Source organism: Nocardioides nematodiphilus, assembly GCF_020216525.1.
Taxonomy (GTDB): domain Bacteria; phylum Actinomycetota; class Actinomycetes; order Propionibacteriales; family Nocardioidaceae; genus Nocardioides; species Nocardioides nematodiphilus.
Genome location: NZ_JAIWOY010000002.1, coordinates 580,620 through 598,872, shown reverse-complemented (window position 1 = coordinate 598,872; position 18,253 = coordinate 580,620). Strand labels below are relative to the sequence as shown.

Here is an 18,253-nt window from a genome sequence, read left to right as displayed (position 1 = left end):
CCTCCCTGGTGGGTGAAGTCCTAGACAGCTCCACTCCACACCGGGAGGCCTTCACCTATCTACGGGCTTGCCGTACCCGATCGCACAACGTGCCTGGGCATCACAACTAGCTGGAGAGACCCGCCGCGGCGATCACGCGGTCGAACGTCGTCCGGTCGAGGGCGGAGCCCTCACGGCGCACGTGGTCGAGCACGAGGAGCCGATCGAGCCGGATCTCGCTCGCTCGGTGCTCGCGGTCCCAGGCGCCGGTGCCGATGTCGAGCCAGCGATGCCCGAAGTGGTCGATCGCGATGCCGTCGTGCTCCTGGCGCACGGCGTTGTGATTGTGGTCCTTGCTGGTCAGCATGAGCGCCAGCCACTGCTTCCCGCGCATGCCGACCACCAACACCGGCCGGTCCTTGCCCCGGGTCGCGTCCTCCTCGTACGGCACCCACGCCCAGCACACCTCGCCCGCTTCGGGGAGCCCGTCGGTGCGCGGTGCGTAGTAGATCCGGTCTCGGACGGCCCGCGAGGGCAGGATGCGGGCGAGCAGGCGGCGCATGCTGGCGACGCTAGCCGCGGCGCAGGGCCAGGTCGATGAGCTCCAGCATGTCCGGGTCGTCGGTCGGCAGCTCGTCCAGGGCGAACCAGCGCACGTCGAGCGACTCCGCGGAGATGGCGTGGACCCCGCCGGCGGGAGCGACGGCGAGGAACCGGACGTCGTAGTGGTGCACGCCCTCGCCGCAGAACGGCACCGCATGGTCGCTGAGCTGCACCGGCACCGGATCGAGCGTCAGCCCGGACAGACCGGACTCCTCGGTCGCCTCGCGGGTGGCGGCGGCGAGCAGCGAGGCGTCGCCGGCCTCCAGGTGCCCGCCGAACTGGAACCAGCGCCGGGCCTTGGTGTGCAGCGTCAGCAGCACCGCGTCGCGCTGGTGCGAGAGGACGATCGTGGAGGCGGTGAGGTGGTGTGGCCGGTCCTCGCGAAAGACGCCGGAGGCGTGCCCCTCGAGGTAGTCGACGTAGCGCTGGCGCACCACGTCCTGCTCCGGCGTGGGCGCAGCCCACGAACTCAGCACCTGCAGCGCGTCAGCGCGCAGGTCGCTCACTCGGCGTCGGGGGTGTCGCCGGAGGCGCCGCCACCGTCGAGCAGCTTGCGCAGCTCGGCGTCGAAGTCCGCCTCATCGAGCGCCGCCGGCCGCTCGGCGCCCTCACGGAAGCCGAGCGGGTCGTCCAGATCGGCCGAGGTCGGCAGCAGCTCCGGCGCCATCCAGACGCCGTCGCGGGCCTCGATGCCCTGCCGGGTGCGCAGCGAGCCCCAGAGCGTGGCGGCATCGCGCAGCCGGCGCGGGCGCAGCTCGAGACCCACCAGGTTGGCGAAGACCTGCTCGGCAGGGCCGCCGGCCGCACGACGTCGGCGGACGGCCTCCTGGAGCTTGGCCGCGGCGGGCATCCGCTCGGCGGTGGCCAGCGCGACGACCTCGTCGACCCAGCCCTCGACCAGGGCGAGCGCGATCTCGAGACGCTCGAGCGCGGCCTGCTGCTTGGCGGACTTCGGCAGCTCGAACATGCCGTTCTCGAGCAGGTTCTGCAGTGACTCGGGGTTGTTCAGGTCGACGCCGCGCATCTGCTCCTCGACCCGCTCCTGGATGGCCTCGAGGTTGATCTCGACGCCCGCCGCGTAGTCGCGGACCGCGCCGATGAGGTGGTCGCGCAGCCACGGGACGCCGGCATACAGGCGCTGGTGGGCCGCCTCGCGCAGGGCGAGGTAGAGCAGTACGTCGTCCTCGGCGATGCCGAGGCCCTCCGCGAACGGCGCGATGTTGGCCGGCAGCAGCGCGGCACGACCGGGGGCGCCGAGCGGGATGCCGATCTCGCCGAGGCTGAGCACCTCGCCCGCGAGCGCACCCAGGCCGGAGCCGGTCTGGTTGGCCAGCAGCGCGCCGACCGCCTTGCCGAGGAAGCCCGCCATGGGGCCGGCCATCGCCGCCATCTCGGGGGGCAGCGCCCCGGAGAGGGAGTTGACGGAGGACTCGGCGACCGGCTCGACCAGCTGCTTCCAGACCGGGGCGGTCTCCACGATCCACTCCGCCTTGCTCCATGCGGTCGCGTTGATGACGCCGGAGGGGAAGGTGGTGGTCTCCTCGAGCCAGTGGTCCGCGAGCCGGACGGCGTCGGCGACGGCGTCCTTCTGCTTCTGCGTCGGCGAGGGGTCCGGGGTGGCGGCGGCGGTCTTGCGCGCGTTGTCGAGCGCGACGTCCCAGTTGAGCGGGCCGTCGTACGGCTGCATCAGGGATTGGATCTGGCCCAGCAGGTGGCTCAGGTCGGGCACTCCGGCGGGCATACCGGGCAGGCCGCCCGGGAACGGGCCGGGGCCGAACAGGCCCTCGAACGGGGTGCCCTTGAACGGGTTCTGGGGCTCCTGCGGGTCCTCGGGACCCGGGTTCTGGCCAGGGGTGTCGCTCATGGGGTCAACGGTACGCGGTGGCCGGATAGGGTCAGCCGGGTGAGCGCCGTACGACTCGTCGACATCCGCGAGACCCCCCTCGACGTGGACGAGGTCTGCGCCGCCCTGGACGATCCGGCCAGCGGGGGCCTGACCGTCTTCGTGGGACGCGTCCGCGATCACGACGGCGGGTCGGACGTGAGCGGCCTGGGCTACAGCGCCCACCCGAGTGCGCTGGAGCGGCTGCGGGAGGTCTGCGAGCAGGTCGCGGAGCGGCACAGCGTCGACGTGGCGGCTGTCCACCGGGTTGGCGATCTCGCGATCGGTGACATCGCGGTGGTCGTCGCGGCCGCTGCAGGACACCGCGGTGACGCGTTCGCCGCCTCGCGCGACCTCATCGACACGCTCAAGGCGACGGTCCCGATCTGGAAGCACCAGCGCTTCGCCGACGGCACCGACGAATGGGTCGGCACGCCCTGACCCAGCGCGCCCAGCGCGCCTCACCCGCCCTCCCGTCCACCGTCCGTACGCTTGCGGCGTGGAGATCCTGCTCTGGCTCGTGCCGCCCGTCGTCGTCACGGCGCTGGCGATGGCATGGGTCTCCTGGCTCGGGCGCGAGGGCCGCGGCGAGGTCGACCCGGAGGTCGCCGTGCAGCGGATGGCGGCGGCGCTGAGCAAGCCCCAGCAGACCTACGTCGCGACCGCTCGGCGACGCGAGCGTTCCACCGGTGTCGCGGTGCGGCCGTCCAGTCGTCCGGCGCAGCGCCGTCCGTCGGACGAGCGCGCGTCCTGACACTCCTGCGCATCCGGTTGGACGTGGATGAGAAGGTGTCGCCATGACGCAGCGCACCCTGGCGGCCATCACCGCGATGACGCTCGTCCTCGGGTTGCTGCTCGCGGCCTGGCTGGTGCCGCTGCCGTACAGCATCTACCGGCCGGGCGTGACCCTGAACGTGCTGGGCGACGAGAGCCCCGACGGCAAGTCGATCATCCAGGTCTCCGGCCACCCGATCTACCGCGACGGCGGAGAGCTGCGGATGACGACGGTCTCGGTGACGCGGCGTGACACCCGGCTCGGGCTGTTCGACCTGCTGGGTGCCTGGTTCGACCGCGACGCCGCGGTGTATCCGCGCTCGTCGGTCTACCCCGACACCTCCGGCAACGAGAAGGACGACACCGCCGAGGGTGCCGTCCAGATGGCCGGCTCGCAGGACGTCGCGACCGCGGTCGCGATCAAGCAGCTCGGCCTGCCGGTCGAGCAGCGCGTGCAGATCGCCGCCGTCGCGGCCAAGGCGCCGGCCTCCGACCACCTCGAGACCGGGGACCTGGTCCTCAGCGTCAACGGCGCCGCCGTCGGCAGCGCCGACGCGGCCGTGAAGGCGATCCAGGCGACCCCGAGCGGCGAGCAGGTCCGGATGACCGTGCTGCGCGACGGCAAGCAGGTCGAGATCGCGTTCCTGCCCGGCACCAAGGACGGCAAGCCGTACCTGGGTGTCTCGATCGGGGTGGGCTACAAGCTGCCCTTCCCCGTCTCGATCGACATCGACCCCGCGATCGGCGGCCCGAGTGCCGGACTGATGTTCTCGCTCGGCATCTACGACACCCTCACGCCCGGCTCGATGACCAACGGCAAGCCGATCGCCGGCACCGGGACGATCAACCCGGACGGCTCGGTCGGACCGATCGGCGGCATCCAGCAGAAGATCCCCGCGGCGATGAACGACGGAGCCAAGCTCTTCCTCGTTCCCGCCGACAACTGCGCCGACGCCGCCGGCGCCGACCACGGCGACATGCGCCTGGTCAAGGTCACCACCATGGACTCGGCCGTGACGTCGATCGAGGCCTGGGCGAAGAATCCCGATGCGAAGCTGCCGACCTGTGGGAGGGCCTCATGAGCGAGCACGAAGAGAACGTCGAGCTGGACGACACCGACCCGGCCCTGGCGCACGCGGTGCTGGAGATCGAGGAGCACGTCGCCGGGGAGGGCTGGGACCGGCCCGCGCGTCTGTACGCACTCGTCGACACCGCCGCGCTGGTCGCCCAGGAGCCCGCGCTGGCCAAGCTGATGGGCCTGGACGCCTCCTCGGCGCAGGGCTCGCTCACGCCGGTCGAGCAGGACCAGGTGGCGGCGGGCGTACGGCTCGAGGACGTCCTGCCCACCATCGTGTGGCCCGAGGACGTCGTCGGGTGCGCGGCCGTCGTCGAGCGGCTGGTGCTGCCGCCCGATGCGGACTCGGCCATCCCGGCGGACCCGAAGGCGGCTGAGGAGTTCGCGGCCAGCCATCCCGAGCGCCAGGAGGTCCGGATCATCGCCGGCGTCACCCGGGCCGGAGCCACCTACACCGCGTTGCGGCTCAAGTCGCACGACGACGCCGCGTCGGTCGTCGGGGGAGCGGACCTGGTGCCGCAGCTGACCCAGCTCCTCGCGGTCAGTCTCGAGAGCGAGGGGTGATCGACGCGTGAGCGAGCTCTTCGACGAGGACGCCGATCTTCCGCAGCGCAGCGCGCGGCGGATCCGACTCCTGCTCGGGGGCCTGGTCACGCTCATCCTCGTGGTGGTGCTGATCAACCGCTTCACCGCGTTCTACACCGACCGGCTCTGGTACCACTCCGTGCACGCGGGCCACGTGTTCAGCACGCTGTTCTGGACCAAGCTGGCGCTCTTCGCGATCTTCGGCCTGCTGATGGCCCTGGTCGTCGGCGGCGCGATGGCGTTCGCCTTCCGGTCGCGGCCGTTCTTCACCGGCACCGAGGAGGACTCCAACCTGGTCCGCTACCGCGATGCGGTGGCACCCGTACGAGTCCTCCTGATGCTCGCCGTCAGTGGCCTGATCGGCATCTTCGCCGGCGTCTCCGCGACCGCTCGGTGGCGCTCGTACCTGCTGTGGCGCCACGGCGGCAGCTTCGGGCAGCGGGACCCGCACTTCCACCGTGATGTCGGCTTCTACGTCTTCGACCTGCCGTGGTGGCACTTCCTGGTGGACTTCGGCCTGATCGCCAGCTCGTTCGGCCTGATCACCAGCGTCGTCGTGCACTACCTGTACGGCGGCATCCGGCTGCACGGGCGTGACCGGATCAGCGCGGCCGCCCAGGTGCAGGTCTCGGTGCTGCTCGGCGTCTTCGTCCTCTTCAAGGCGGCCGACTACTGGCTCGACCGCTACGACCTGGTGCACAGCGGCGGCCCGCTCTTCACCGGCATCGGCTACACCGACGCGCACGCGGTGCTCCCGGCCAAGAACATCCTCACCGGCATCGCGGTCATCTGCGCGGTGCTCTTCCTCCTCAACCTGTGGCGGCGGACCTGGGAGCTGCCCGCGATCGGGCTGGCGCTGCTGGTGCTGTCGGCGGTGCTGCTCGGCCTGATCTGGCCGGCCATCGTGCAGGGCTTCCAGGTCGATCCGTCCCGCTCGGACAAGGAGCGGTCCTACCTCGCGGCCAACATCAAGGCCACCCGGGAGGCGTACGCGATCGACAACGAGCACGTGAGCGTCCAGGGCGTCGCGGGCACCGCGGATCCCGCCAAGGCCTCGGCGGGTGTGCTCGACCAGAAGGCGGCCTCCGTGCCGATCGCCGACCCGGTGGCGGTCCAGCCGCAGTTCGAGCAGACCCAGCAGATCCGCTCCTACTACCGGGTCACCAAGCCCCTCGACGTGGATCACTACGTGGTCGACGGCAAGGACCGGGCGGTCGTGCTGGGCGTCCGCGAGGTCAACACCGCCGGTATCGGCGCCGGCGACCAGACCTGGACCAACCTCCACACCGTCTACACCCACAGCAACGGCGTGATCGCCGCCTACGCCAACCAGCGCGACAGCACCGACACCACCGAGAGCCCGTCGGTGCAGTGGGCCAAGACCAGCGACCTCAGCGGGCTGAGCGGCGCGGACGACTTCCAGGACCAGATCTACTACGGCGAGAACAGCCCCAACTACTCGGTCGTCGGCATCCCCGACGGCGGCACCCAGGTCGAGCTCGACCTCGGCGGCCCGGGTGACGAGGGATCGGTCTCGACCGAGTACCGCGGTGACGGCGGCGTCGCGCTCTCCTCGACCTTCCGGCGGGCGCTCTACGCGGTGAAGTTCGGCTCGGGGAGCTTCCTGCTCAGCTCCCGCGTCGGGGACGAGTCGAAGGTGCTCTACAACCGCGACCCGCAGACCGCCGTGCACAAGGTCGCGCCCTGGCTGACGCTCGACAGCGACCCGTACCCGGTGGTCGAGGACGGTCGGATCGTGTGGGTCGTCGACGGCTACACCACGACCGCCGACTATCCGGAGTCGCAGCGCGAGTCGCTCGCCACGATGATCGACGACGCCGCCCAGGCGAGCACCGGCCTGCAGGCCCTGCCGACCGATGAGATCAACTACGTGCGCAACTCGGTGAAGGCCACCGTCGACGCCTACGACGGCACCGTGACCCTGTACGAGTGGAAGCCCGACCCGATCCTCAAGGCCTGGGAGTCCGCCTTCCCGGGACTGGTGAAGCCGTCGGCCGACATCCCGGCCGATCTGGTGGCGCACCTGCGCTATCCCGACGACCTCTACAAGGTGCAGCGCTACCAGCTCGCGCGCTATCACGTCACCGACGCGGCAGCCTTCCTCGACGGCTCCGACCGGTGGGCGGTGCCCGAGGAGCCCAGTATCCGCAATCACCTCCAGACGCCCGCCCGGATGTTCCTGCCCTCGAAGGACGGCACCGAGACCTGGTCGGAGACCTCCACCTTCGTGCCGAGCGGGCGCAGCAACCTGGCCGCCGTGATGAGCGTCGACTCCGATGCCCGCTCCGACGACTACGGCAAGATCCGGTTGCTCACCGGCTTCGATCAGAACGCCAGCGGCCCGGGGCAGATCGCGAACCTGTTCAAGACCAACCCGGTGATCTCCAACGCGGTGGCCAACTTCTCCCGCAGCAGCGGCGTGGTGAGCTACGGCAACCTGCTCACCGTGCCGCTCGCCGACTCCGGCCTGCTCTACGTGCAGCCGGTCTATGCCGTCCAGGCCTCGGACTCCTCGGCGTCGTACGCCGTCCTGGCCTACGTGCTCGTCTCGTACGGCGGCCAGCTGGGCTACGGCACGACGCTGGGCGACGCACTCGCCGACGCCCTGCGCAACGGCGGCGAGGGCGGCACCACGGCGCAGCCCGGCCCCGGGACACCCTCCGCGTCGCCGAGCCCGTCGAATCCGACGAGTCCGCCGAGCCCCACCGTCTCCTCGACGCCGTCGACCCTGCCCGGTGGCGCGAAGGCATCGGCCGGCGCCCTGCTGGCCCAGGCCAAGGAGCTCTTCGCCGAGGCCGACGCCGCCGGCAAGGCGGGCGACTTCACCCGCCGCGAGAAGCTGCTCGCCCAGGCCCAGCAGAAGGTCGATCGGGCCGCCGATCTGCTCACCGGGGGCTGACGCGATTTGGCTCGCCCATCGGCGTCCGGTAGTGTTCCTCTTACCGACGCGGGGTGGAGCAGCTCGGTAGCTCGCTGGGCTCATAACCCAGAGGTCACAGGTTCAAATCCTGTCCCCGCTACGAAGAGCAGAGGCCGGATCTGAGAAATCAGATCCGGCCTTTGTCGTCTGGTAGGAGTGTTCTGTGCCTGTTGAACGCCTGATGCCGAGCGACGAGGCCGCTGATCTCGTCGACCTGACCCGTGCCATCGTCGCGCGCGAGCTGCGCAGCGCCGTCGACGAGGCCGAGCGGACCGCCACCTTCCCGCGCGAGGTCTTCCGCACCCTCGGCCGTGCGGGCCTGCTGTCCCTGCCCTACCCGGAGGAGTACGGCGGGGGAGGCCAGCCGTACGAGGTCTACCTGCAGGTGCTCGAGGAGATCGCCTCGGGCTGGGCGGCCGTGGGCGTCGGCACGAGCGTGCACGCGCTCAGCTGCTTCGGGCTGTTCCACGCCGGCTCCGAGGAGCAGAAGCAGACCTGGCTGCCCGAGATGCTCAGCGGCGAGCTCCTGGGGGCGTACTGCCTCTCGGAGGCGCACGCCGGCTCCGACCCGGCCGCGATGAGGACCCGCGCCATCCGCGACGGCGACGAGTACGTCATCACCGGCGCGAAGGCGTGGACCACCCACGGCGGGCAGGCCGACTTCTACAAGGTGATGGCGCGGACCTCCGACGACGGCGGTCGTGGCATCTCCTGCTTCCTCGTCCCGGCCGACACCGCCGGCCTGAGCGCCGCGACGCCCGAGACGAAGATGGGCCTGATGAGCTCGACCACCGCCACGATGCTCTTCGACGGCGTCCGGGTGCCGGTCGAGCGCCGACTCGGCGCCGAGGGTCAGGGTCTCCCGATCGCGCTGGCCGGGCTGGACGCCGGTCGACTCGGCATCGCCGCCGTGGCCACCGGGCTCGCCCAGGCCGCGCTCGACGCGGCGATCGCGTACGCGCAGGAGCGGGAGGCGTTCGGGCAGGCGATCATCGATCACCAGGGCCTCGGGTTCCTGCTGGCCGACATGGCCGCCGCGGTGGAGTCGGCGCGGGCGACCTACCTGCACGCCGCCCGGCTCAAGGACGCGGGCCGCCCGTACAGCCGCCAGGCGTCGATCGCGAAGCTGATCTGCACCGACAACGCCATGCGCGTGACCACCGACGCCGTCCAGGTGCTCGGCGGCGCGGGCTACACCCGCGACTTCCCGCTCGAGCGCTACATGCGCGAGGCGAAGGTGATGCAGATCTTCGAGGGCACCAACCAGATCCAGCGCCTCGTGATCAGCCGCGCCCTCAAGCGCTGAGACCGGCACGGCCCTACCGAGCCAGTCGGGGACCGGAGCCAGCGACCAGTCCGAGTGGCCGTCGGTGACCACGGCACCCACCTGTGGGCTGCCGTCGGCGTACTCCACGCCGGCCTTGACCCAGCGCTCGGCAGAGACCCGGATGAAGAGGCCCGCCTGGTCGAACTGCGCGGCGAACGCCGCGGTGAACTCCACCTCGACCGCCGAGCCCTGCGCGAACGGCGCGAGCAGGGCATGCTCCGTGTCGTGCACGAAGCCGTACGACGTGAGCCGCCAGGCGTCGCTGCCCTCGACGGCGGTGACCCGCAGGGCGCCATCGACCTCGTCGACCGCCGCCGGCGGGTTGCTCCAGCGTCCGGAGGACCAGGGGATCTCAGGCGTCGCGGGGGCCTCTCGTCGGCACGAATCGTGTCTGTTGGGGGTGAGCGGGTAGTGTTCCATCTACCGACGCGGGGTGGAGCAGCTCGGTAGCTCGCTGGGCTCATAACCCAGAGGTCACAGGTTCAAATCCTGTCCCCGCTACACAGATGATCGAGGCCCTGACCACGTCAGGGCCTCGATCTGTCTCCGGGAGTGGTGCCATGGACTCGCACACGGACGCCGTCCGCGAGCGGCTGGAGGGCGAGCGGGAGCAGACGCTGCGCCGGCTCGCGGGCCTGACCGGCGACTTCGATGCCGTGGTGGCCGCCTCCCGCGACACGAATGCCGATGACGAGCACGATCCGGAAGGGGCCACGATCGCCTTCGAGCGCTCGCAGGTCGGTGCGGTGATCGCGCAGACCCGGCGCGGGCTCGCGGAGATCGACGCTGCACTGGCGCGGCTGGACGCCGGCTCGTACGGCGTCTGCGAGCAGTGCGGCGAGCCGATCGCAGAGGCCCGGCTCGAGGCGCGACCGGCCGCCCGGCTGTGCATCGCGTGCGCATCGCCCCCGCGCCGCGGACGACGGTAGCTCCCGGAGCCGGGCGGCTCGGGCGCTCCGCCCCGGGACCAGGGCGCTTGCTACGTTGATCGGGTGACCACCACCGTGAAGGCCTGGGGCGCGACCTCGGCCACCTCGCCGCTCGCCCCGACGACCATCGAGCGGCGCGAGCTCGGCCCGCGCGACGTCCGGATCGACATCGCGTACGCCGGCATCTGCCACTCCGACATCCACACCATCCGCAGCGAGTGGGGCCCGGCGAAGTATCCGCTCGTGGTCGGCCACGAGATCGCCGGCACCGTCAGCGCGGTCGGCGCCGAGGTGACCAAGCACCGGGTCGGCGACCGGGTCGGCGTCGGCTGCATGGTCGACTCCTGCGGCGAGTGCGACCGGTGCGAGCGCGGCCTGGAGCAGTACTGCGCGAAGGGCAACGTCGGCACGTACAACGCGATCGACCGCGATGGCAGCGTCACGCAGGGCGGCTACTCCGAGCAGATCGTGGTCGTGGAGGACTTCGTCCTCACGATCCCGGACGCGCTGCCGCTCGACGCCGCGGCGCCGCTGTTGTGCGCCGGCATCACCACCTACTCGCCGCTGCGCCGCTTCGGCGCCGGACCGGGCAAGAAGGTCGCGGTCGTCGGCCTGGGCGGCCTCGGCCACCTCGGCGTCAAGATCGGCGCCGCCATGGGCGCCGAGGTCACGGTGATCTCCCAGTCGCTGCGCAAGCAGGAGGACGGTCTCGCATTCGGGGCGAAGGACTACTTCGCCAGCAGCGACCCGGCCACCTTCAAGGAGCTGCGCAACCGCTTCGACATGATCCTCAACACCGTCAGCGCGCACACCGACCTCGACGCGTACCTGCGGCTGCTGGCGTTCGACGGCGCGTACGTCGACGTGGGCCTGCCGCCCGAGCCGCTGAAGCTGAGCCTGTTCTCGCTGCTCGCCAACCGGCGCACGATGAGCGGCTCGGCCATCGGAGGTATCGCCGAGACGCAGGAGATGCTCGACTTCTGCGCCGAGCACGGCGTGCTCCCCGAGATCGAGGTGATCTCCGCCGATCAGGTCAACGAGGCCTACGACCGGGTGGTCGCCTCCGACGTGCGCTACCGGTTCGTGATCGACGCCGCGACGCTCTGACGGAGGCGGTCGTCGCCCGCACGCCGGGCGGCGGGCAGGGGGCGTGAGCGCACGACGCGGTCGCGACCCTGCCGCTTCGCCTCGTACATCGCCAGGTCGGCGCGGTGCAGCAGCTCCCCGGTGGTCTCACCGGGGATGAGCGAGGCGACGCCGGCCGAGAGCGTCACCTGGTCGGGGCAGGCGAGCCGCATCGCGTCGAGCAGCCGGTCGACGTCGGTGGCATTGAGGCTCTGCGTCATCACGGTGAACTCGTCGCCGCCACGGCGGGCGAGGACGGCGCCGCGCGGCATCAGCGGCCCCCACGCCTCGGCGCACGCGACGAGCAGCTGATCGCCCGCGTCGTGGCCGAGCACGTCGTTGACCTGCTTGAAGCCGTCGAGGTCGAGCAGCGCGACGGTCAGCCGGTCGGTGTAGCCGGTCGCGGCCGCCTCGAAGCGCCGCTCGAAGCCGCGCCGGTTGGCCAGCCCGGTCAGCGCGTCCTTCTCCGCGTTGTCACTGAGGCGGGCGGCCCACGCCATCAGCAGGCCCATCGGGACCCAGCTGCCGACGAGGAGGATCAGGTCGCCGGCGGGGACGCCCAGATGGTGCAGCACCGCGGCGGTGGCGGTCAGGATGACGGCGGCGTTGAACGCGACCTGGCGCAGCGCGAACTTGAAGGGCGAGTTGATCAGCGTCGTCATGATCGGCAGCGCCAGCGGCATGCTGCTCGCACCGCGATCGGCGGCGACCACGAAGTAGAGGCCGACGATCAGCGCGACGATCGGGCTGAGGCTCTCCATGGTCCGGGGGAGGCGCTGACGCAGCGTCAGCAGGCGGACCCCGACGACCAGCGGCGTCCCGACCCAGGCGACCTGGAGCCACCACGGCTCGCCGAGACCGTGGTACGCGATGAGTGCACCGGCGTACATGATCGCGGCGACCAGGTAGATGAGGCCGGTGATCGCGACCGTCGCCTCGCGGCTCGCGCCCACCGGTGGCTCGCGCCACCAGCGCCGCATCTCCTCCACGTACGAGTGATCGGCAAGTAAAACCAGCGTCTGACCGGGACTCCTCGGCGACCGCGTAGGCTGCCGTGCGCACAAGGTCGACGACAGAGGAGTGCACCATGGTGGCGAGCCGGTCCGCGCGTGAGCGCAAGGCCTCGGCCGAGGCTGGGCCGCTCGGCTCGGTGAAGATCGAGCTCGGCGCCGACGACCAGTTCGTCTACAAGATCACCTGCGCCGAGTGCAGCGTCCCGGGCAACAAGGCGGGTCGACCCGATCGCGCCTGGTCGGTCTACCGGCCGGGCCAGGACAACGGCTACATGGCGGCGATGGATCGTTGGATCTTCCACCTGCGCGAGAAGCACCCGGACGCCGAGGCGCCGTGCCTGGCCTACCTCGAGGCCGCCGAGCAGCGCCTGCAGGAGCAGCGCGAGCAGCGGGCGAAGGGTTCCGACCCGGCGGTGTGACCTCGTCAGGTCAGACGGTCGCGGGGTCGCCCGCCCGCGTCAGCAGGCCCGCTTCCTCCCGCGCCGCGGGGTGCTGGCCGACGGGCGGCTGGGCGAGGGACGCACGCAGGTACGGTCCGGCCCAGGCGCTGATCACCTTGGCCGCGCGCTGTGCCCGACCGGCCCTGGTGAGCAGATGATCGGCCTCCTCGAGCGAGACGAAGCTGCGCGGATGGCGCGCGGTCATGAAGAGCTCGGCGGCATGGTTGATGTCGACCGTCGCGTCGCTCGGGGAGTGCAACACGAGGAGGGGGCGGCCCAGAGTGGCCACCTCGGCGCGGATGCTGGCACGGCGCACGTCCTCGACCATCTCGCGCGTCAGCGTCAGGGTGCGCCCGGCGACGGTCCAGGGCGCGCTCCCGGTCGTCATCACCTCCTCCAGGACCGGCGCGAAGTGGTGCTGCACGTGGGTCGGGTCGGCCGGGGCGTTGATGGTCGCGACACACGTGATCTGCTGGAGCCGGGTCGCGGCAGCGATTGCCGCGGCACCGCCCCACGAGTGGCCCACCAGCAAGCCGGGCGACATCCCACGATCGGTCAGGTGCTCGACAGCACGGGCGGCGTCGGCGACCTTCGTCGAGAAGCCGCCGTCGCCCCATCGGCCCTCCGATTCGCCGATGCCGAGCGCGTCGAAGCGCAGCATGCCGACGCCCTTCGCGGCGAGCTGACGGCAGGTCCGCGCCACCGAGAGATGGTCCTTGCCGAGGGTGAAGCCGTGGACGAAGACGCCCCACCCGCGCAGCGGGCCCTCGGGGTGGTCGATGAGGCCGGCCAGCAGCGGGCCGGTGGAGCTCGGGATCCAGACGCGTTCGGTTGCCACGTCCTCAGGGTGGCGCAGCGCATGTGTGGACCGTCGAACACTTTCCTCACGGCTTCACGGGCCCGCCGTCAGGGGCCTGCGACCCGTGCCCGACATCACGCCCCCGACGAAGCCGTTTCGCGACTCTCGTATCGTCGGGAAGCATGGACCGACGTGCGACGACGATGGCCGCGCTGCGGACCGCGCTCGACCTGGAGCTACCCGCGGCGATGGAGCTGCGTCGGCGCGTCCACGCAGCTCCGGAGCTCTCCGGCGAGGAGGAGCGGACCGCGGCGCGGGTGAGCGAGGCGATCGCTGCCGGGGGTGCGGTGACGAGCACCGAGGTGATCGCCGACGTCGGCCGGCTGATCCGGATCGGGGCGGCGAGCGGACCCAGTGTCGCGATCCGCGCCGAGCTCGACGCTCTGCCGCTCACCGAGCACACCGGCTCCCACGACGCCGCCACCAACGGCGCCATGCACGCCTGCGGTCACGACGTCCACCTCGCGGCCGTCGCGGCACTGGCGCGGGCGGCCCAGCGTGTCGAGCTGCCGGTGCCACTGCTGGTCATCCTGCAGCCTCGGGAGGAGCGCCCGCCGTCGGGCGCCAAGGAGATCGTGGCGGCCAAGGCGCTGCAGGAGCACGACGTACGGGCGGTGATCGGTGCCCATGTGCAGCCGTTGCTGGCCCGCGGCGTCATCGCCGCGACGGAGGGCGCGGTCAACGCCAGCACCGACGAGCTCGACATCCGCATCACCGGCCGCGGCGGGCACGGCGGCTACCCCCACCTGACCCGTGATCCCGTGGTCGCCATGGCGCAGGTGATCGTCGCGTTGCAGCAGGTCGTCAGCCGCCGGATCGACCCGCTCCACCCGGCGGTGCTGACGATCGGCTCGGTGCATGCCGGCTCGGCGGCCAACGTCATCCCCGACGAGGCCCACGCCCGTGGCACGCTGCGGCTCCTGGAGACCGGCGAGCGGCTCGCGGTCCACCAGGAGATCCGGACGATCGCGACCCACGTGGCCGAGGCGTTCGGCTGCCACGCCGACATCGAGATCCAGGACGGCGAACCGGCCCTGGTCAACGACCCGCTGCTGACCGCGGCCACCCACCCGTGGCTCACCGAGGCCGGCTTCGAGGTCTCCGCGCCGCTGCGCTCCTGCGGCGCCGACGACTTCTCGCACTACGGCGACGTCGCGCGGATCCTGATGATGTTCGTCGGCGTCGACCCGCACCCGGGCCTGCCGCCCGCCGGTCTCCACCACCCGACCTTCCGCCCGCCGGACGAGGCCGTACGGGACGTGGCGCTCGCCCTCCTGTCCGGATACATCGCCGGCACCGACGCTTCGATCGTGGGCCGAGTGGGCACTGACGGCCCATGACACGCACCGTGGGGGTCGAGGAGGAGTTCCTGCTCGTCCAGAACCGGTCGCCGTTCCTGGCGGCCGAGGGGGAGCGGGTCGTGGCGCAGGCGGAGCGGAGCGCGGCGCACGACTCGGAGGGGAACTTCGACCAGGAGTTCATGCAGCAGCAGGCCGAGCTCGGCACAGCTCCGCATGCGAGCATCGAGGACCTACTCGCTGACCTGCGCGGACGGCGCGCGGCACTCGCGGAGGCGGCGCGCAGTCGCGGCGTACGGCTGGTGCCCTCGGCGACCAGCCCGCTCGACGAGGACGTGACGACCACCGCCGACGAGCGCTACGAGCGGATGACCAGGGCCTTCGGACGGGTCGCGATGGCCCAGCTCGCCTGCGGCATGCACGTGCACGTCTCGATCGCCTCGCCCGAGGAGGGCGTCGCGGTGCTCGACCGGATCCGCGGCCGGCTGCCGCTGCTGCGCGCGCTCAGCGCGAACTCGCCCTTCCTCGCCGGCGAGGACACCGGATACGCCAGCTACCGCACCGTGCTGTGGGGACAGTGGCCGACCGCTGGGGTGCCCGATGTCTTCGGCAGCGTCGAGGAGTACGAGCGGGTGCGCGCCGGCCTCGTGGCCAGCGGCGCCGCACTCGACGAGGCGATGATCTGCTTCGACGCCCGGCTCTCCGCCCGCTACCCGACCGTGGAGGTCCGGGCCTGCGACGTGTGCGCCGACGCCGAGGACGCCGGCACCATCGCCGCGCTGATCCGGGCGATGGTCTCCACCGCGGCCGAGGACGCCGCCGCCGGTGTCGAGGCGCCGCCGATCCGCAGCGACCTGCTCCGCGCCGCGACCTGGCGCGCCGCGCGATGGGGGATGGAGGACCGGCTCGTCGAGCCGCTCACCGGTGACCTGGTGGGCGCCTGGGACCTGGTCGACGACCTGCTCGATGACGTCGCCTCCGCCCTCAAGGAGTCCGGTGACGAGATGCTGGTGCGCGAGGGGCTGGCGCGGATCCGCGAGCGCGGCACCGGCGCACGCCAGCAGCGCGAAGCGCGCCGCGAGGGCGGGTTCGGCGCGGTCGTCGACGACCTGGTCGGGCGGACCTGAGCACCGTTCTCTACGATCCGGGCATGAGTGCCGTGCCCTACACGATCCGCCTTGCCGTCGCCGAGGACGTGGAGGCCGTACGCGCTATCCGCAACGCCGCGATCCGCGACACGACGGCGCTGTGGACGGGCGTCGAGCTGACGCCCGAGGCAGCGCAGGAGTGGCTGCAGGAGCACCTCGAGCGCGACGCGATGCTGGTCGCCGAGATCGACGGCGTCGTCGTCGGGTACGCCGGCTTCGGCACCTGGCGCGTCAAGGAGGGCTACCGCTACACGGTCGACGACTCCATCTACCTGTCGCCGCAGGCGCAGGGGCGCGGCATCGGGCGCGCGCTGCTGGAGCAGCTCATCGTGCTCGCGCGCGATGCCGGCAAGCGGGTGATGATCGCGGACATCGAGGCCGGGAACACCGGCTCGATCGTGCTGCACGAGCGGCTCGGCTTCGAGAAGGTCGGCACGATCCGCGAGGTCGGCACCAAGTTCGACCGCTGGCTCGACCTGACCATCCTGAGCCTGGATCTCAGTCGTTCTCCGGGAGAGGGTTCTTCGGCAGCTTCTTGACCCGCGGGCGGCGCTTGGGCCGGTCCGGGATCATCGTCCGCATCTCCTCGAGCCGGCCCCAGCACAGCAGCCGATCCTCGGCCTCGAGGATGTTGCCGGCGTTGGGGTTGGGGATCACCATCGAGCCGCGGTGCAGGGTGAGGACGGTGATGTCGCGCTCGCGCAGGCCGGAGTCGCCGAGCGTGACGCCGACCAGGTCGGCGTCCCCGTGCACGACCAGCTCCGCCACGCCGTACCCGGTGGAGACCGCGAGCCGCTCGCGTACGTCGATCTGCGGGAAGGCGACCTGGTTGTCGATGTAGTCGATGATCGCGCCGGCCACGTCGAGCTTGGTGGCGGTCTCGATGCCCTCGAGACCGGGGGAGGAGTTGACCTCCATCACCAGCGGGCCCTCGTCGCTCTCCAGCATGTCCACCCCGGCGACCTTGAGGCCCATGATCTGGGCGGCGCGCACGGCGGTGCGCTCGTACTCGGGGTCGAGGTCGACGCGCTCGACCGTGCCGCCGCGGTGGACGTTGGAACGGAAGTCCTCGCCCTGGGCCGTACGACGCATCGCGGCCACCACCCGGTCGCCCACGACGAGCGCGCGGATGTCACGGCCCTTGGACTCCTTGATGAACTTCTGGATCAGGACGTTGTGACGCGTGGAGTGCAGCGTCTCGATGATCGCCTCGGCGACCTTGATGTCCGGCGCCAGGATCACGCCGATGCCCTGGGTGCCCTCGAGCAGCTTGATGATGACCGGCGCGCCGCCGACGCGCTGGATCGCGGGGACGACGTCGGCGCGGTTGCGGACGAACGCGGTCGGCGGCATCGCGATGTCGTGGCGCGAGAGGATCTGGTTGGCCCGCAGCTTGTCGCGGGAGTTGGTGATGCCGCTGGCGGTGTTGGGGGTGTAGACGTCCATCTGCTCGAACTGCCGCACCACGGCGGTGCCGTAGTAGGTGATCGAGGCGCCGATGCGCGGCAGGATCGCGTCGTACTCCGAGAGCTGCTTGCCCCGGAAGTGCAGGTCCGGCTCGTCGCCCGAGAGGTCGATGGCGAACCGCAGCGTGTTGAGCACCTTGACCCTGTGTCCCCGGTCGTGGGCGGCCTGGCGGAGGCGCTGGGTGCTGTAGCTCCGGGGCGCACGGGACAAGATGGCGATCTTCACGAGGGAATCCTGATTGGATAGGCGACGTGTCGAGAAACGATCCCACCCGCACCATCGGCTGGCGTGAATGGGTCGGTCTACCGGGTGTCGGCGTCGACTGGCTCAAGGCCAAGATAGACACCGGCGCCCAGACGTCATCGTTGCACGCGTTCGGGCTCGAGCGGTTCGAGCGCCACGGCGCGGCCTGGGTGCGCTTCGAGATCCACCCGTGGCAGCGCTCGACGGCCGACCCGATCCGGGTCGAGCTGCCCGTCCACGACACCCGCCACGTCCGCTCCTCGTCGGGGCACACCGAGGAGCGCCACGTCGTCCTCATCGATGTGCGGCTGTGCGGAAGGGTCGTGCCCGCCGAGGTCACCCTCACCCGCCGCGACGCGATGGGCTTCCGGATGCTGGTCGGTCGCGAACTGCTCAAGCGTGGCTTCCTGGTCGACTCCTCGGCCTCCTACCTGGGCGGCAAGCCGCCTCGCGACGTACGTCGCGCCAACCGCCGCGAAGATGGCTGACTCGGCCCTCGCGCACGGCCGACCTGGCCCTCGCGCACGGCCGAGTGACGTGGGGTGCCGCGGTCGAGTCGGAGTCG

The 18,253-nt window shown here is 71.4% G+C and carries 19 protein-coding genes, 2 tRNA genes and 1 pseudogene; 15 read left to right on the top strand and 7 right to left on the bottom strand.

Going from position 1 to position 18,253, the window contains the following annotated elements; genetic code table 11:
* Positions 1-106 precede the first annotated feature (106 nt).
* Genes KSO98_RS06010 through KSO98_RS06000 form a run of 3 tightly spaced genes read right to left on the bottom strand, consistent with a single transcriptional unit; the run spans position 107 to position 2,446 of the window.
* Positions 107-541, bottom strand: a complete 435-nt coding sequence (locus KSO98_RS06010) for a type II toxin-antitoxin system PemK/MazF family toxin (RefSeq protein WP_225284129.1) — start codon at positions 539-541, stop codon at positions 107-109.
* Positions 542-551: 10 nt separating this feature from the next.
* A complete protein-coding gene (locus KSO98_RS06005; protein ID WP_225284128.1) occupies positions 552-1,088 on the bottom strand; it encodes an NUDIX hydrolase in 537 nt (178 codons plus the stop codon).
* Complete coding sequence (locus KSO98_RS06000; protein WP_225284127.1) at positions 1,085-2,446, bottom strand: zinc-dependent metalloprotease; 1,362 nt, start codon at positions 2,444-2,446, stop codon at positions 1,085-1,087. Before KSO98_RS06000 ends, KSO98_RS06005 begins: the two co-directional genes overlap by 4 nt.
* 39 nt (positions 2,447-2,485) lie before the next feature.
* Between KSO98_RS06000 and KSO98_RS05995 the strand changes: the two genes are divergently transcribed.
* From KSO98_RS05995 to KSO98_RS05965, 7 genes are all read left to right on the top strand, one after another.
* Positions 2,486-2,905: a molybdenum cofactor biosynthesis protein MoaE gene (locus KSO98_RS05995; protein WP_225284126.1), complete on the top strand. Its 420-nt coding sequence runs from the start codon at positions 2,486-2,488 to the stop codon at positions 2,903-2,905.
* Between the two features lie 58 nt (positions 2,906-2,963).
* The gene (locus tag KSO98_RS05990; protein ID WP_225284125.1) at positions 2,964-3,218 is read left to right on the top strand and encodes a hypothetical protein; all 255 of its coding nucleotides are present in this window, start codon (positions 2,964-2,966) and stop codon (positions 3,216-3,218) included.
* A 43-nt stretch (positions 3,219-3,261) separates the two neighbouring features.
* Positions 3,262-4,320: a YlbL family protein gene (locus tag KSO98_RS05985; RefSeq protein WP_225284124.1), complete on the top strand. Its 1,059-nt coding sequence runs from the start codon at positions 3,262-3,264 to the stop codon at positions 4,318-4,320.
* Positions 4,317-4,877: a PPA1309 family protein gene (locus KSO98_RS05980; protein ID WP_225284123.1), complete on the top strand. Its 561-nt coding sequence runs from the start codon at positions 4,317-4,319 to the stop codon at positions 4,875-4,877. Before KSO98_RS05985 ends, KSO98_RS05980 begins: the two co-directional genes overlap by 4 nt.
* A 7-nt stretch (positions 4,878-4,884) precedes the next feature.
* Positions 4,885-7,818 (top strand): UPF0182 family membrane protein, encoded by a 2,934-nt coding sequence (locus KSO98_RS05975; RefSeq protein ID WP_225284122.1) that lies wholly within the window; start codon positions 4,885-4,887, stop codon positions 7,816-7,818.
* A gap of 47 nt (positions 7,819-7,865) precedes the next feature.
* Positions 7,866-7,939: transfer RNA gene (locus tag KSO98_RS05970), tRNA-Met, on the top strand.
* A 63-nt stretch (positions 7,940-8,002) separates the two neighbouring features.
* Positions 8,003-9,145 carry an acyl-CoA dehydrogenase family protein gene (locus KSO98_RS05965; RefSeq protein ID WP_225284121.1) on the top strand — a complete coding sequence of 381 codons (1,143 nt, stop codon included), beginning with the start codon at positions 8,003-8,005 and terminating at the stop codon, positions 9,143-9,145.
* 24 nt (positions 9,146-9,169) lie between these two features.
* Here KSO98_RS05965 and KSO98_RS05960 read toward each other — a convergent pair.
* Positions 9,170-9,586: pseudogene (locus tag KSO98_RS05960) on the bottom strand (DUF1349 domain-containing protein); the annotation flags it as partial.
* A gap of 7 nt (positions 9,587-9,593) precedes the next feature.
* Between KSO98_RS05960 and KSO98_RS05955 the strand changes: the two are divergent.
* From KSO98_RS05955 to KSO98_RS05945, 3 genes are all read left to right on the top strand, one after another.
* Positions 9,594-9,667: transfer RNA gene (locus KSO98_RS05955), tRNA-Met, on the top strand.
* Between the two features lie 59 nt (positions 9,668-9,726).
* Positions 9,727-10,095: a TraR/DksA family transcriptional regulator gene (locus KSO98_RS05950; RefSeq protein ID WP_225284120.1), complete on the top strand. Its 369-nt coding sequence runs from the start codon at positions 9,727-9,729 to the stop codon at positions 10,093-10,095.
* Positions 10,096-10,158: 63 nt separating this feature from the next.
* A complete protein-coding gene (locus tag KSO98_RS05945; protein WP_372457763.1) occupies positions 10,159-11,202 on the top strand; it encodes an NAD(P)-dependent alcohol dehydrogenase in 1,044 nt (347 codons plus the stop codon).
* On the opposite strand, the gene KSO98_RS05940 is transcribed toward KSO98_RS05945, so the two are convergent.
* Positions 11,169-12,200: a GGDEF domain-containing protein gene (locus KSO98_RS05940; protein WP_225284118.1), complete on the bottom strand. Its 1,032-nt coding sequence runs from the start codon at positions 12,198-12,200 to the stop codon at positions 11,169-11,171. The genes KSO98_RS05945 and KSO98_RS05940 overlap by 34 nt on opposite strands.
* Positions 12,201-12,307: 107 nt before the next feature.
* On the opposite strand from KSO98_RS05940, the gene KSO98_RS05935 reads away from it, so the two are divergent.
* Positions 12,308-12,652, top strand: a complete 345-nt coding sequence (locus tag KSO98_RS05935; RefSeq protein WP_225284116.1) for a hypothetical protein — start codon at positions 12,308-12,310, stop codon at positions 12,650-12,652.
* A 10-nt stretch (positions 12,653-12,662) separates the two neighbouring features.
* On the opposite strand, the gene KSO98_RS05930 is transcribed toward KSO98_RS05935, so the two are convergent.
* Entirely contained in the window at positions 12,663-13,511 is an 849-nt protein-coding gene (locus KSO98_RS05930) for an alpha/beta hydrolase family protein (RefSeq protein ID WP_225284115.1), read from the bottom strand.
* Positions 13,512-13,654: 143 nt separating this feature from the next.
* On the opposite strand from KSO98_RS05930, the gene KSO98_RS05925 reads away from it, so the two are divergent.
* The 3 genes from KSO98_RS05925 to KSO98_RS05915 are packed head-to-tail and all read left to right on the top strand — an operon-like array spanning position 13,655 to position 16,517.
* On the top strand, positions 13,655-14,872 hold the full coding sequence (locus KSO98_RS05925) for a M20 metallopeptidase family protein (RefSeq protein WP_225284114.1): 1,218 nt from the start codon (positions 13,655-13,657) through the stop codon (positions 14,870-14,872).
* On the top strand, positions 14,869-15,957 hold the full coding sequence (locus KSO98_RS05920; RefSeq protein WP_225284113.1) for a carboxylate-amine ligase: 1,089 nt from the start codon (positions 14,869-14,871) through the stop codon (positions 15,955-15,957). The genes KSO98_RS05925 and KSO98_RS05920 overlap by 4 nt, the downstream gene beginning before the upstream one ends.
* A gap of 23 nt (positions 15,958-15,980) precedes the next feature.
* Positions 15,981-16,517 (top strand): GNAT family N-acetyltransferase, encoded by a 537-nt coding sequence (locus KSO98_RS05915; RefSeq protein WP_225284112.1) that lies wholly within the window; start codon positions 15,981-15,983, stop codon positions 16,515-16,517.
* Here KSO98_RS05915 and rimK read toward each other — a convergent pair.
* On the bottom strand, positions 16,477-17,670 hold the full coding sequence (gene rimK, locus KSO98_RS05910; RefSeq protein WP_225284111.1) for a 30S ribosomal protein S6--L-glutamate ligase: 1,194 nt from the start codon (positions 17,668-17,670) through the stop codon (positions 16,477-16,479). The two genes, KSO98_RS05915 and rimK, sit on opposite strands and share 41 nt — an antisense overlap.
* 26 nt (positions 17,671-17,696) lie before the next feature.
* Here rimK and KSO98_RS05905 point away from each other — a divergent pair, with 26 nt between their 5' ends.
* Complete coding sequence (locus KSO98_RS05905; RefSeq protein WP_225284110.1) at positions 17,697-18,176, top strand: ATP-dependent zinc protease family protein; 480 nt, start codon at positions 17,697-17,699, stop codon at positions 18,174-18,176.
* The last annotated feature ends 77 nt before the right edge of the window (positions 18,177-18,253 follow it).

Excerpts from the sequence above, each read along its gene's own strand:
- KSO98_RS06010 (WP_225284129.1), bottom strand. The coding sequence starts at position 541 with ATGCGCCGCCTGCTCGCCCGCATCCTGCCCTCGCGGGCCGTCCGAGAC.
- KSO98_RS06000 (WP_225284127.1), bottom strand. The coding sequence starts at position 2,446 with ATGAGCGACACCCCTGGCCAGAACCCGGGTCCCGAGGACCCGCAGGAG.
- KSO98_RS05985 (WP_225284124.1), top strand. The coding sequence starts at position 3,262 with ATGACGCAGCGCACCCTGGCGGCCATCACCGCGATGACGCTCGTCCTC.
- KSO98_RS05980 (WP_225284123.1), top strand. The coding sequence starts at position 4,317 with ATGAGCGAGCACGAAGAGAACGTCGAGCTGGACGACACCGACCCGGCC.
- KSO98_RS05950 (WP_225284120.1), top strand. The coding sequence starts at position 9,727 with ATGGACTCGCACACGGACGCCGTCCGCGAGCGGCTGGAGGGCGAGCGG.
- KSO98_RS05940 (WP_225284118.1), bottom strand. The coding sequence starts at position 12,200 with ATGCGGCGCTGGTGGCGCGAGCCACCGGTGGGCGCGAGCCGCGAGGCG.
- KSO98_RS05935 (WP_225284116.1), top strand. The coding sequence starts at position 12,308 with ATGGTGGCGAGCCGGTCCGCGCGTGAGCGCAAGGCCTCGGCCGAGGCT.
- KSO98_RS05925 (WP_225284114.1), top strand. The coding sequence starts at position 13,655 with ATGGACCGACGTGCGACGACGATGGCCGCGCTGCGGACCGCGCTCGAC.
- KSO98_RS05920 (WP_225284113.1), top strand. The coding sequence starts at position 14,869 with ATGACACGCACCGTGGGGGTCGAGGAGGAGTTCCTGCTCGTCCAGAAC.
- KSO98_RS05915 (WP_225284112.1), top strand. The coding sequence starts at position 15,981 with ATGAGTGCCGTGCCCTACACGATCCGCCTTGCCGTCGCCGAGGACGTG.